Below are 11,753 nucleotides of genomic sequence, written 5' to 3' on the forward strand. Positions count from 1 at the left end.
CGTAGGGCTGTGCCTGAACCCTTCACCTCATCGCGCCTTACCGTGGCCGAACTCTCCGAGTCCGACCTCCTTGCGCGCATCTTCCCCCGGCTCCACGGCGGGGACAGCAGTAGCCTGCTGCTGGGCCCGGGCGACGACGCCGCGATCGTGGCGGCTCCGGACGGCCGGACGGTGGTCAGCATCGACACCCAGGTGGTGGACCAGGATTTCCGGCTGGAGTGGAACAACGGCTACCGCACCTCCGGCTACGACGTCGGCTGGAAAGCCGCCGCCCAGAACCTCAGCGACATCAACGCCATGGGCGCCCGCGCCACCTCGCTGGTGGTCAGCCTGACCATGCCCCCGGAGACCCTCGTGTCCTGGGTGGAGGACTTCGCCGACGGGCTGAGCGCCGGGATCCGTGAGCTCGGCGCCTCGGACTGCGCCGTCGCCGGCGGGGACCTGGGCCGTGGACGCGAGCTCGCCGTCAGCGTCGCCATCCTCGGCACCCTCGACGGACACGCTCCGGTGCTGCGGTCCGGCGCCCGGCCGGGGGACACCCTGGCGCTCGCCGGCACCGTCGGCCGCGCCGCCGCCGGCCTGGCCCTGCTGGAATCCGCCGTTCCCGTGCACGACCTGACGCAGGAGCAGCGCGCCCTGCTGGACACCCAATGCCGGCCCCGGCCGCCGCTCGAAGCCGGCCCGCTGGCCCGGGACTCCGGAGCTACCGCCCTGATGGACATCTCCGACGGACTCGTCCGGGACGGGGCACGGCTGGCCGCGGCCAGCAACGTGGTGCTCAACCTGGACCCGGCGGCCCTCAAGGAGCTCGCAGCACCGCTGCAGCCGGCCGCTACCCTGCTGGGCGGGGACCCGATGCCGTGGGTCCTTGGCGGCGGCGAGGACCACGGCCTGCTCGCCGCTTTCCCCGCGGACGTTCAGCTCCCTCACGGTTTCACTGCGATAGGCTCGGTAGAAGCCCCGGCAGCAACAGCCAGCGCGGGCGTGACCATAGCGGGCAGGCCCGCTGACACTGTGGGATGGGATCACTTTGCAGACTAAAATTGCCGCCAACGCGCAAGCGATGAAGCGGTGGTTGGGCAAGGCCGAAACAACGCTTGGGAACCACAGCGACCGCCTGAACGCCATCAACATCTTTCCCGTGGCCGACGGCGACACCGGGACCAACCTCTACCTCACGGTGCGCGCCGCCGCCCGGGCCCTGCAGGACGTCCCCACCGAAACGGCGGCCCTGCCGCTGCTCAGCGGCGACCCCCACCTGCACGTGGTGGGCCCGCCCCTCCCGGCGCAGAACGACGTCGGAGCCGTTCTGGCCCGGGCAGGCCAGGCCGCCATGGAACAGGCGCGCGGCAACTCCGGCACACTCTTCGCCGTCTTCCTGTGCGCCGCCGCCGAACCGCTGGCCGGACACGCCCGGCTCAGCTCGCCCCTGTTGGCAGCCGCCCTCAACCGCGCCCAGATCCGGGCCTGGTCCGCGCTGAGCGACCCGGTCCCCGGGACCATGCTCTCGGTCATGGAAGCGGCCGGCCGCGCCGCGGCCGCCGTCGACGCCGAACACGACGGTGACGACAGCAACCACACCCTCGGCCTGGCCCTTGACGCCGCCGTCGGGGCCGCCCTGGCCGCCGTGGTCCGCACCGAGGACCAGCTCGAGGCCCTGCACACCGCCCACGTGGTGGATGCCGGCGGCGTCGGGATGCTCCTCATCCTCGACTGCCTGCGCTCTGCAGTGCTCGGAGAGGAACTCCAGGATCAACTGTTCGACGGCCTGCACGGCTACGACGTCCAGGCCCCGCACATCCACGCCGACCTGCCGCGCGACGACGGCGTGGAAGTCATGTGCACCATCAGGCTCTCACCACTGGACGCCGCCACCCTCAGGCAGCGGCTCGACGAGATGGGCGAGTCCGTCATCATGAGCCAGGTGGGCGGCGAGGCCGACGCCGACGGCGCCTACCGCTGGCGGGTCCACGTCCACGTGTGCGACCCCGCGCCCGCCGTCGCCCTGATCCGCTCGCTCGGCGAACCGTCGGACCTGACCGTCAGCGACCTCGCCCTGCCCCGGGACCTCGACGGACATGAACGCTGAGCTTGAACTGGGCCTGGAACGCCGGATCGGGAAGCGTTCCGCGGCCGTCATCGAAAAACACCTCGGCATCAGCACGGTCGGCGGGCTGCTGAACTACTTTCCCCGCCGGTACATGAACCGCGGCGAACTCACCCCCATCAGCGAGGTCCCGCTGGATGAAGAGGTCACCCTGATCGCCCGCGTGCTTTCCAACAGCACCCGGTCCATGCGCGCCCGCCGCGGCACGCTGACGGACGTCGTGATTACCGACGACGCCGGAACCGGTGTGCCCGGCACGCTCAAGGTGAGCTTCTTCAACGGCTTCCGCGCCAAGGCCGAGCTGCAGCCGGGCCGGCGTGCCTTGTTCTCCGGCAAGGTGACCCGCTACGGCGGCTCGCTGGGCCTGACCAACCCCGAGTTCCAGCTGCTGGATGAAGACCCGGACATCCCGGGCATGGACCCGGAACAGCTCGCCGCCATGCCTATCCCGGTGTACCCGGCCACCGCCAAACTGACCAGCTGGTCCATCCAAAAGGTCACCTCCACGCTGCTGGACACCCTCGAGCTGGATCACCTGGACGACCCCCTGCCCGCCGACATCGCCGCCCGCGAGAAATTCCTGCCCGCCCCGGACGCCTACCGGCTGATCCACACCCCGCAGACCACCAGTGACTGGCAGCGTGCCCGGGACCGCTTCCGCTACCAGGAAGCCTTGGTGCTGCAGTCCGCGCTGGCCCGGCGCCGCGCCCAGCTGGCGGCCGAGGAAGCCACCGCGCGCCGCCCCGCCGCCGACGGCCTGCTGACCGCCTTTGACCGTCAGCTGCCCTTCACGCTGACCGCCGGCCAGAGCGCGGTCGGCAAGACCCTCGCCGAGGAACTGGCGCTGGATTCGCCGATGAACCGGCTGCTGCAGGGCGAGGTGGGCTCCGGCAAGACGATCGTGGCGCTGCGCGCCATGCTGCAGGTGGTCGACGCCGGTGGCCAGGCCGCACTGCTGGCTCCCACCGAGGTCCTCGCGGCCCAGCACTTCGACTCGATCCGGCGGACCCTCGGACCGCTTTCCCGCGACGGGCTGCTGGGCGGCCTCGACCCGGACTCGGTCCAGGTGACCCTGCTGACCGGGTCCATGTCTACCGCCGCCCGGAAACAGGCCATGCTGGATGCGGCCTCCGGGACCGCCGGGATCGTGATCGGCACCCACGCCCTGCTCAGCGAAAACGTCTCCTTCTACGACCTTGGGCTGATCGTGGTCGACGAACAGCACCGCTTCGGCGTCGAGCAGCGGGACGTCCTGCGGTCCAAGGCCAGCAAGCCGCCGCACCTGCTGGTCATGACGGCGACGCCGATCCCGCGGACCGTGGCCATGACGGTGTTCGGCGACCTGGAAACCTCGGTGCTGGACGAACTGCCGGCCGGCCGCGCGCCGATTTCCACCCACGTGGTGGGCCTGGCCGAACACCCGGCCTGGGCCACCCGGATCTGGTCCCGCTCCCGCGAAGAGATCGACGCCGGCCACCAGGTCTACGTGGTCTGCCCCAAGATCGGCACCGACGACGACGGCGACTTCAGTCCCGGCGAGGCGGAGCCCACCGACGCGGACCTGGCCGAGAACGGCGCCCGGGAGCTCGCCTCGGTGACCGGCGTCGTCGAACAGCTGCGGAACGTGCCGGCGCTGGCCGGCATCAGCGTGGCACCGCTGCACGGCAGGCAGGATCCGGCCCTGAAGTCGGACACCATGGCCTCGTTCACCGCCAACCGCACCCAGCTGCTGGTCTCCACCACCGTGATCGAAGTCGGGGTGGACGTGCACAACGCCACCCTCATGGTGATCCTGGACGCGGACCGTTTCGGTATTTCCCAGCTCCACCAGCTCCGCGGCCGGGTGGGCCGCGGCGGCCTGCCCGGAACCTGCCTGCTGGTCACCAGCCTGGAACCGGGACACCCCAGCCGGCGCCGGCTCGACGCGGTGGCGGCCACCACCGACGGCTTCGAACTCTCGCAGGAGGACCTCAAACTCCGCCGCGAAGGCGACATCCTGGGTGCCTCCCAGTCCGGCGGCCGTTCCACCCTGAAGCTGCTGCGGGTCCTGGAACACGAAGACCTGATCGCGCGCGCCCGGCAGGACGCCCAGGCGATCGTGGCCGCGGACCCCGGGCTGGACCGCCACACCGTGCTCGCCGCGGCCATTGACGACTACCTCAACCCTGAAAAGGAGGCGTTCCTTGAACGCGGTTAGGAACGCAGTCAGAACACGCGGCGGAGCCGTCCGGGAGCTGCAACCATGAGCAGGATCATCGCCGGCGCCGCCGGCGGCACCCCGCTGGCCAGCGTCCCCGGATCCTTGACCCGGCCCACCACGGACCGAGTCAAGGAAGCTCTCTTCTCCCGGCTGGACGCCTTCGAGATCATCGCGGAAGCTAGGGTACTGGACCTTTACGCCGGGTCAGGGTCGCTCGGCGTGGAAAGCGCCAGTCGCGGGGCGCGCACCGTGGACCTGGTCGAATCCGACGGCAAGGCCAGCGAGGTCTGCCAGCGCAACGCGGACCTCATTAATACCGTCGCGGGGCACAAGGTAGTCTCCGTGCACCGGTCCAAGGTCGAATCGTTCCTGGAACGGGCCGCCGAGGGGACCCAATGGGACCTGGTGTTCCTGGACCCGCCCTACCCGTTGGACGAGGCCGGCCTGGCCGCGGTGCTCGCCAAACTGCTCCCGCACCTGGCCGAGGGCGCCGTCGTCGTGGTGGAACGCTCCACCCGCTCCGCGGAACCGTCCTGGCCGGAGGGCCTGGAACGGTTCGCGGAGAAGAAGTACGGCGAAACCCGGCTCTGGTTCGCCGAGCCCGGCGTGGAGGGCACGGAGTAGGACGGGGCCGTCCTACTTGAGGATCGTGCCTGAAACGTCCGGCGTCGAGGGCACAATCCCGTACTTGGCCATCAGCTCGCCAAGCTTGCCCAGCGTGGGTTCATCCACCTTGCCGTCGAAGGCCTCCAGCCGCAGGCCCTTCGCCACTGCCTCCGGCATCTTCATGAACGCCGGCAGCAGCGCCCGGACCTTATCCGGGTTGCCCTGCGCCAGGGCGAGCGTCTCGGTCATGGCCGCCTTGAAGTCGGCCACCACCTGCGGATTCTGCTGGGCATAGCTGCCGCTGGTAAACGTGACCATGGTGGGCAGGCCCGGCAGCGCCGCCTGGTTGTTGTAGGTCACCAGCTTGTTGCCGTCCGCCAACAGCTTGGACAGGAACGGTTCCGGAACCCAGACAGCGTCCACGTTCCCCTGGGCCAGCTGCGCGCCCATGTCCTGGAACGGGAGTTCGAGGAACTTGACCCCGTTCGGATCGCCGCCCTGCTGGGACACGACTTCCTTGATGGTCAGGTCGCCCTGCGCGTTGATGGTGTTGACCGCGACCTTCTTGCCGACGAGGTCCTTGGCCGTGGTAATGCCGGAGCCGGCCTTCGCGACGACGCCGTTGATGTCATTGCCGGTGGCCAGGGAGTTCGAGTAGCCCGAGACGATCTTCATGTCCAGGCCCTTGTTCTTGGCCAGCAGCACGGAGAGCGGGTTCCCCACGGAGAAGTTCATCGTTCCGGTGGAGACAGCCGGCAGCATGGCCGCGCCGCCCTGCCCGCTCTGCAACTCGACCTTCAGCTTGTGCTTCGCAAAGATCCCCTCGTCGATGCCCAGCTGCACAGCGGCGGAGGGCGCAATCGAGATCACGCCGACGCTGATGTTGCGGACGCCGTCGCCGCCGGCGGCAGCCGATGAGGTGGACCCCGACGGCGACCCGGCACCGCAGCCGGTGAGCAGCAACGCCGCAGCAGCGCCGACAATCGCAAATTTGAGTCTCTTCATAACAGTCCACTTCCTTGGGGTGAGTTATTAGACGATCGGGGCTGCCGGGCAGGCCCCGCCTTGCAACGTCCTGCCGGCAGCACCGAGGTTACATAGATAACAACCCATATAATTGATGTTGTCAATCATAATTTTCTCAACAGTTTTCCGGATGGTCATGGCGCGGCGGTATCGTTGAGGCCGTCAAGCGTTTCTAGACGCCAACCGATGCTGTGAGGACCTGTGGCCGAAGCAACCCAGCAGGACAAGGAAACGTGGGAGAGCGGCCTGCTGCCGGCCGTCCCTGACCGCCTCCTCGCCAGCGACCTGGTGAACGAAATCGAATTCCTGGCGGCGCGGGCGCGGTCCCTGGGCAGCAGCCGCGCCAACGCCATGCTGGCCTCGCTGGACCTGAAGGTGCGCTCCTACTCGGTCCTCGCGATGGCCTGCAGCGGCACCGAGCCCTCGCAGCGTGAGCTCGCTGATTTCCTGCGGCTGGATCCCAGCCAGATTGTCTCCCTGGTCGATGCGCTGGAACAGCGGGGACTGGTGCTCCGCGCGCCGGATCCGCGCGACCGGCGGTCCAAGGTCATCCGCCCGACGGCAGCGGGCGTGGAGCTGCATCAGCGTGCCGCGGCAGCTGTCCGGGTGGCCGAAGACACGTCCCTGGCGCCCCTGGACGGCCCGGAACGGGACCAGCTCCGGGTCCTGCTGCGGAAGATCGCGTTCGGCTGAGGCCGCGCCTAGTCCGAAAGTATGTCCAGTTCGACGCCGGCGAGCACCTTCGCCGGGTGCGGGCCGCGGGCGGTGAGCGCGGCGGTCCATGCGTCGGGCCATTGGCCCTGCGTGCCGGTCAGGATAATGTTGCCGGGGTGCCGGCCGGCGAACATGCCGGTCTCGGCGAAGGCTGCCACGTCGGCCATCGCCCGGCGCAGCGCGGCCACCTGGCTGCGGACCAGGGTTAGGCCCGGCTCGTCGCCGACATTGACGATCAGCACGCCCCGCGCGGTCAGTCGGGCCGCTGCCTCCTGGTAGAAGTCGGTGCAGGCGATGTGTTCCGGCGCCTCCGGTCCGGAGAAGATGTCCAGGATGACGACGTCGAAGCGCAGCTCCGCGGGCAGCGTAGCCAGCGACTCCCGGGCGTCGCCGATCACGGTGTGCAGCTCGGTCCCCTCCGGCAGCGGCAACTGCTGCAGCACGAAGTCCAGCAGTTCCCGCTCCAGCTCCACCGCGTACTGCACGGACCCGGGCCGCGTGGCCTGGATGTAGCGTGCCAGTGTCAGGGCGCCGGCGCCAAGGTGGAGGGCCGTGATGGGCTCGCCCCACGGCGCCGCAAGATCCACCACGTGGCCGATCCGGCGCAGATACTCGTAGAAGATGTCGGCGGGGTCGGCCAGGTCCACGTGGGACTGCTCGGCGCCGCCGATGCTCAGCAGGTACCCGCCGTCGGTGAACGCGTCGGGCTCGATCACGGCGTGCTGGCCGGTGGTCCGCAGGAAACGGGTGGCGCCCCGGCTGGCGTCCCCGCTCACAGCCTGTCCCGCAGGGTGGAGAGCCGCTCGGCGGCTTCCTCCAGGACATAGATCTTCTTGCAGAACGCAAAGCGGAGCAGGCTGCGGGTCCGTTCGGCGCCCGCCGGGTGGCAAAAGACCGGGACCGGAATGGCGGCGACCCCGACCAGCTCCGGCAGCCGGCGCGCCAGATCTACCGAATCGGAAATCCCCAGCGGGGCCGTGTCCACATTCACGAAGTAGGTGCCCTGCGGGGTCAACACCTCCAGGCCCGCCGCGCGCAGGCCTTCGCTGAGGATGTCGCGCTTGAGCCGCAGGGTGTCGGCGATGCCGGCATAGAACTCGTCGGGCAGGCCCAGGCCCACCGCGATGGCGCTCTGGAACGGTGTCCCGGAGCTGTAGCTGAGGAACTGTTTGACCGTCCGGGCGGCGGCGACCAGGTGGGCCGGGCCGCTGAGCCAGCCGATCTTCCAGCCGGTGAAGGAAAAGGTCTTGCCGGCGGACGAAATGGTCAGCGTGCGCTCGGCGGCCCCGGGCAGGGTGGCGACCGGCAGATGCGCCACGCCGAAGGTGAGGTGTTCGTAGACCTCGTCGGTGATGATCACGGCGTCGTGCTTGGTGGCGAGTTCGACGACGCGCTCGAGGACCTCACGGGGGAACACCGCGCCGGTGGGGTTGTGCGGATTGTTCAGCAGCACCACCTTGGTGCGGTCGGTGAACGCCGCGGCGAGGGCATCAAGGTCCGGCATGAAATCGGGCGCCAGCAGCGGCGCGGTGACATGCCGGGCACCGGAGAGGCCGATGATCGCACCGTAGGAGTCATAGAACGGCTCGAACGTGAGGACCTCGTCGCCGGGACCCACCAGGGCCAGCAGCGCGGCAGCGATGGCCTCGGTGGCGCCGGTGGTGACGATGATTTCGGTCTGTGGATCCGGGGCGAGCCCGTAGAACCGCCGCTGGTGGACGGAGATCGCTTCCCGCAGCTCCAGGATGCCCTTGCCGGGGGCGTACTGGTTGGCGCCGGCGGCGATCGCAGCCTGGGCGGCGTCCTTGATTTCCGCCGGTCCGTCCTCGTCCGGGAAGCCCTGGCCGAGGTTGATGGCACCGGTGGTCAGCGCCAGCGTGGTCATCTCCTCAAAGATCGTGACGCCGAGGTCTCCGCCGGGGGAGAGCAGGTTGGCGCCGGTGGCAGCCCGCTGCCAGGGGGACAGCGGCTGCCCGCTCACCGGGTTCCCGCCTTCTCGTCCCGTCCGGTGAACTTGTCCATGGTGGTGTAGATGCCGAAGATCCTGCCGCCGACGAAATCCCAGGCCCGGACCGGCAGCAGGCCGCGGAGCACCTTGCCGAGCTGCGCCGTCGCCGGGGCGATCAGCTGCGGCCTGCCGGCCACCGTGGCGCGCCAGGCGCGCTCGACGGCGTCGTCCGGGGTCATCAGCGGCGTGAACAGCGGGCCGCGCGCGCCGGTGAACATGCCGGTAGAGATGTAGCTGGGGCAGAACGTGGTGACCTTCAGGTGGGCATAGCCCTGCATTTCGAGTTCCAGCCGCAGCGAGTCGCTCCAGCCGATGACCGCCCACTTGGAGGCGGCGTAGACGCTCATCCGCGGGTTGGACACGGTGCCCGCGGCGGAGGCGATGTTCAGGATCCGGCGCGGCCGGCCGCCGTTTGCCATCATGGCGGGCAGGAAGGCGTGGGTGACATACATCGGCGCGAGGGCATTGATGTCCATGGTCAGCGCAATGTCCCGGGCCGGCTCATGGTCCCAGAACAGGGCGCCGCGCACGATTCCCGCATTGTTGACCAGCAGCGTCAGCGGACCCTCGGACGCGGCCTCCCCGGCGGCCTCGGCGATTGCCTCCCGGCTGGCCAGATCCACCCGGCGGACGACGGCGCGCGCCCCGAGTGCGGTGACCTCGCCGGCCGTCCGGGCGAGCCCGTCGGCGTCAACGTCCCAGAGAATGACGACGGCGGCACCCTCGCGGGCCGCGCGCAGGGCGTAAAGGCGCCCCATGCCCATGGCAGCGCCGGTCACAAGAACGACGCCTCCGGCTACGGTGAACGGCTCGACGGAATCGGCGGAAGATACGGAGCCGGCAGAAGAACTGTTTGATCCTGACATTCCGCCATGTTATCCCGGCCCGCAAGGCCCATGCGGTAGGTTCGGAGCATGAGACGCGCGGTATGCCCTGGCTCCTTTGACCCCATTCACAACGGCCACCTGGAAGTCATCGCCCGGGCGGCCAGCCTCTTCGACGAGGTCATCGTGGCGGTGTCCACCAACTACGCCAAGAAGTACCGCTTCCCGCTTGAGGAACGCCTCGACATGGCCCGGGAGACACTGGCCTCGCTGCGCGGGATCGTGGTGGAACCCGTGGGGGAGGGGCTGCTCGCCGAGTATTGCCGGCAGCGTGGCGCCTCGGCGATCGTCAAGGGCCTGCGCTCCTCCTCGGATTTCGACTACGAGTTGCCGATGGCGACGATGAATCGGCAGCTCGCCGGGGTCGAGACGGTGTTCCTCCCGGCTGAGGGCCACTACCTGCATCTGTCCTCCACCTTGATCAAGGAAGTCTTCACGCTCGGCGGTGACGTCTCCGACTTCGTGCCGAGGTCCGTGCTGAAGCGGCTGAAGTCCGGCGAGCTGTAACCGGAACCGCCGCGCAGAGGGTAAGCTTGATCGGTACTCGGCGGCCTGCTGCCGGTTGCGCGGCCCCGATCTGGCCGGTGTGCGGTGCTGAACCGCGCGCTGCCGTCCGGTTTGAGTCCGCCCGGAAGTTCAGGCTAGGATGGTACGTCGGTCATATGTTCAACAGGAGTTCTCATTAAACGAGATGCTAGTTCGCCCCTGGCGTTCGACGTCAAGGACCTCGGACGCAGTCCGGGAAGCATGCGGACACTGACGGAACATGTACCCGCGCCAAGTGATCTTGGTGTGGCGCTCATCGGTGTGCAGGAAGGCTCGGACATCGGGCTGGATCTGCGCCTGGAGGCCGTACACGAAGGAATTCTGGTATCAGGTACCGCTATCGTCAAAGTAACCGGCGAATGCGGTCGCTGCCTGGATCCCCTTGCGTATGACCAAGAGGTCGATGTGCAAGAACTTTTCTTGTACGGGGAAGCTGAATTCCCGGACGAAGAAGACGAACAAGAGCAACGTCGAGTCGAGCACGATCTGATCGATCTTGAGCCGGTGTTGCGGGACGCAGTTGTTACCATGCTGCCGTTCCAGCCGGTGTGCCGGGAAGACTGCCAGGGCCTTTGCTCCGAATGCGGAGTTCGCCTGGAAGACGAGCCGGGGCATCACCACGAGGTCGTAGATCCTCGCTGGGCTGCCCTAGCCGACCTGGCTAAGCCTGACCGGCAAAACTGATTTGTAAGTGTTGGACTAGAGAGAAATGAGTTAGCCGTGGCTGTCCCGAAGCGGAAAATGTCTCGCTCGAATACCCGCGCCCGCCGCTCCCAGTGGAAGGCAACTGCCCCCGCCCTGGTGAAGACCGTGGAAAACGGCCAGGTTGTATACAGCCTGCCGCACCAGGCAAAGGTCGTTACCGACTCGGCTGGCACCGCGCTGTTCCTTGAGTACAAGGGCCGCAAGGTCGCAGACGTCTAATCCGCCAACAGGCTGACCAAGATGTCTTCAACTGAAGAGCTTCTGAAGCGTCTCGGTGTCTCTATTGACGCCGGGACGCTTCGTCTTGCTCTGACACACCGTTCCTACGCCTACGAAAACGGCGGCATCCCCACCAACGAACGGCTCGAGTTCCTGGGCGACTCCATCCTGGGCTTCTCCGTCACCGATGCGTTGTACCGGGACAACCCGGACCTGCCCGAGGGCGAGCTGGCGAAGCGGCGCTCCGCCGTCGTCAGCACCCGGGCACTGGCCGGCATCGGCCGGAGCATCGGGCTGGGGGAGTACATCTACCTCGGCCAGGGCGAGAAGCTCACCGAGGGCAAGAACAAGGCGTCCATCCTGGCGGACACCATGGAGGCGCTGATCGGTGCCACCTACCTGTCCAACGGCCTGGAGTCCGCCCGCCAGCTCGTCATGCGGCTGATCGGGCCGCTGCTGCAAGACGCTGCCGCGCTCGGCGCCGGCACCGACTGGAAGACCAGCATCCAGGAGCTCGCGGCCAGCCGCCAGCTCGGGACCATCAACTACGCGGTGGAGGGCTCCGGCCCGGACCACGCGCGGACCTTCGAAGCCGTGCTGCGGATCGGCGGCCACGACTACGGCACCGGCGCGGGTAATTCCAAGAAGGAAGCCGAACAGGAAGCGGCAGCAGACGCCTGGCGCCGGCTCTCTGCGCCCGCCGAGGGCTCCCGGCTGAAGCCCGAGACCGGCAGCTAG

The 11,753-nt window shown here is 68.5% G+C and carries 13 protein-coding genes; 9 read left to right on the plus strand and 4 right to left on the minus strand.

Features of this window, described 5'->3' with window-relative positions; translation table 11 throughout:
* Positions 1–9: 9 nt before the first annotated feature.
* From AC1DGI_RS02290 to rsmD, 4 genes are read left to right on the plus strand one after another with little or no spacing between them, the layout of a single operon-like run.
* Positions 10–1,041: a thiamine-phosphate kinase gene (locus tag AC1DGI_RS02290; RefSeq protein ID WP_476897612.1), complete on the plus strand. Its 1,032-nt coding sequence runs from the start codon at positions 10–12 to the stop codon at positions 1,039–1,041.
* A gap of 22 nt (positions 1,042–1,063) precedes the next feature.
* Positions 1,064–2,089 (plus strand): DAK2 domain-containing protein, encoded by a 1,026-nt coding sequence (locus AC1DGI_RS02295; RefSeq protein WP_476897762.1) that lies wholly within the window; start codon positions 1,064–1,066, stop codon positions 2,087–2,089.
* Complete coding sequence (locus AC1DGI_RS02300; RefSeq protein WP_476897613.1) at positions 2,079–4,304, plus strand: ATP-dependent DNA helicase RecG; 2,226 nt, start codon at positions 2,079–2,081, stop codon at positions 4,302–4,304. Before AC1DGI_RS02295 ends, AC1DGI_RS02300 begins: the two co-directional genes overlap by 11 nt.
* Before the next feature lie 45 nt (positions 4,305–4,349).
* Positions 4,350–4,931, plus strand: a complete 582-nt coding sequence (rsmD, locus tag AC1DGI_RS02305; RefSeq protein ID WP_476897614.1) for a 16S rRNA (guanine(966)-N(2))-methyltransferase RsmD — start codon at positions 4,350–4,352, stop codon at positions 4,929–4,931.
* 12 nt (positions 4,932–4,943) lie between these two features.
* Here the strand turns inward: rsmD and AC1DGI_RS02310 are convergent, their stop codons facing one another.
* Positions 4,944–5,918 carry an ABC transporter substrate-binding protein gene (locus AC1DGI_RS02310; RefSeq protein ID WP_476897615.1) on the minus strand — a complete coding sequence of 325 codons (975 nt, stop codon included), beginning with the start codon at positions 5,916–5,918 and terminating at the stop codon, positions 4,944–4,946.
* A 222-nt stretch (positions 5,919–6,140) separates the two neighbouring features.
* On the opposite strand from AC1DGI_RS02310, the gene AC1DGI_RS02315 reads away from it, so the two are divergent.
* Entirely contained in the window at positions 6,141–6,632 is a 492-nt protein-coding gene (locus AC1DGI_RS02315; protein ID WP_476897616.1) for a MarR family winged helix-turn-helix transcriptional regulator, read from the plus strand.
* A gap of 8 nt (positions 6,633–6,640) precedes the next feature.
* Here the strand turns inward: AC1DGI_RS02315 and AC1DGI_RS02320 are convergent, their stop codons facing one another.
* Genes AC1DGI_RS02320 through AC1DGI_RS02330 form a run of 3 tightly spaced genes read right to left on the minus strand, consistent with a single transcriptional unit; the run spans position 6,641 to position 9,527 of the window.
* Positions 6,641–7,429, minus strand: coding sequence for a spermidine synthase (locus AC1DGI_RS02320; protein ID WP_476897617.1), 789 nt, complete (start codon positions 7,427–7,429; stop codon positions 6,641–6,643).
* Positions 7,426–8,634: an aminotransferase class I/II-fold pyridoxal phosphate-dependent enzyme gene (locus AC1DGI_RS02325; RefSeq protein ID WP_441402597.1), complete on the minus strand. Its 1,209-nt coding sequence runs from the start codon at positions 8,632–8,634 to the stop codon at positions 7,426–7,428. Before AC1DGI_RS02325 ends, AC1DGI_RS02320 begins: the two co-directional genes overlap by 4 nt.
* Entirely contained in the window at positions 8,631–9,527 is an 897-nt protein-coding gene (locus AC1DGI_RS02330; protein ID WP_476897618.1) for an SDR family NAD(P)-dependent oxidoreductase, read from the minus strand. Before AC1DGI_RS02330 ends, AC1DGI_RS02325 begins: the two co-directional genes overlap by 4 nt.
* A gap of 48 nt (positions 9,528–9,575) precedes the next feature.
* Here AC1DGI_RS02330 and coaD point away from each other — a divergent pair, with 48 nt between their 5' ends.
* The 4 genes from coaD to rnc all read left to right on the plus strand — a co-directional run bounded on the left by coaD (position 9,576) and on the right by rnc (position 11,753).
* Complete coding sequence (gene coaD / locus AC1DGI_RS02335) at positions 9,576–10,052, plus strand: pantetheine-phosphate adenylyltransferase (protein WP_476897619.1); 477 nt, start codon at positions 9,576–9,578, stop codon at positions 10,050–10,052.
* Between the two features lie 198 nt (positions 10,053–10,250).
* Positions 10,251–10,775: a YceD family protein gene (locus tag AC1DGI_RS02340; protein ID WP_476897763.1), complete on the plus strand. Its 525-nt coding sequence runs from the start codon at positions 10,251–10,253 to the stop codon at positions 10,773–10,775.
* Positions 10,776–10,811: 36 nt separating this feature from the next.
* A complete protein-coding gene (gene rpmF / locus AC1DGI_RS02345; protein ID WP_476897620.1) occupies positions 10,812–11,015 on the plus strand; it encodes a 50S ribosomal protein L32 in 204 nt (67 codons plus the stop codon).
* A gap of 21 nt (positions 11,016–11,036) precedes the next feature.
* A complete protein-coding gene (gene rnc / locus AC1DGI_RS02350; RefSeq protein ID WP_441402922.1) occupies positions 11,037–11,753 on the plus strand; it encodes a ribonuclease III in 717 nt (238 codons plus the stop codon).

Source organism: Arthrobacter sp. 05N428_2, from assembly GCF_056397065.1.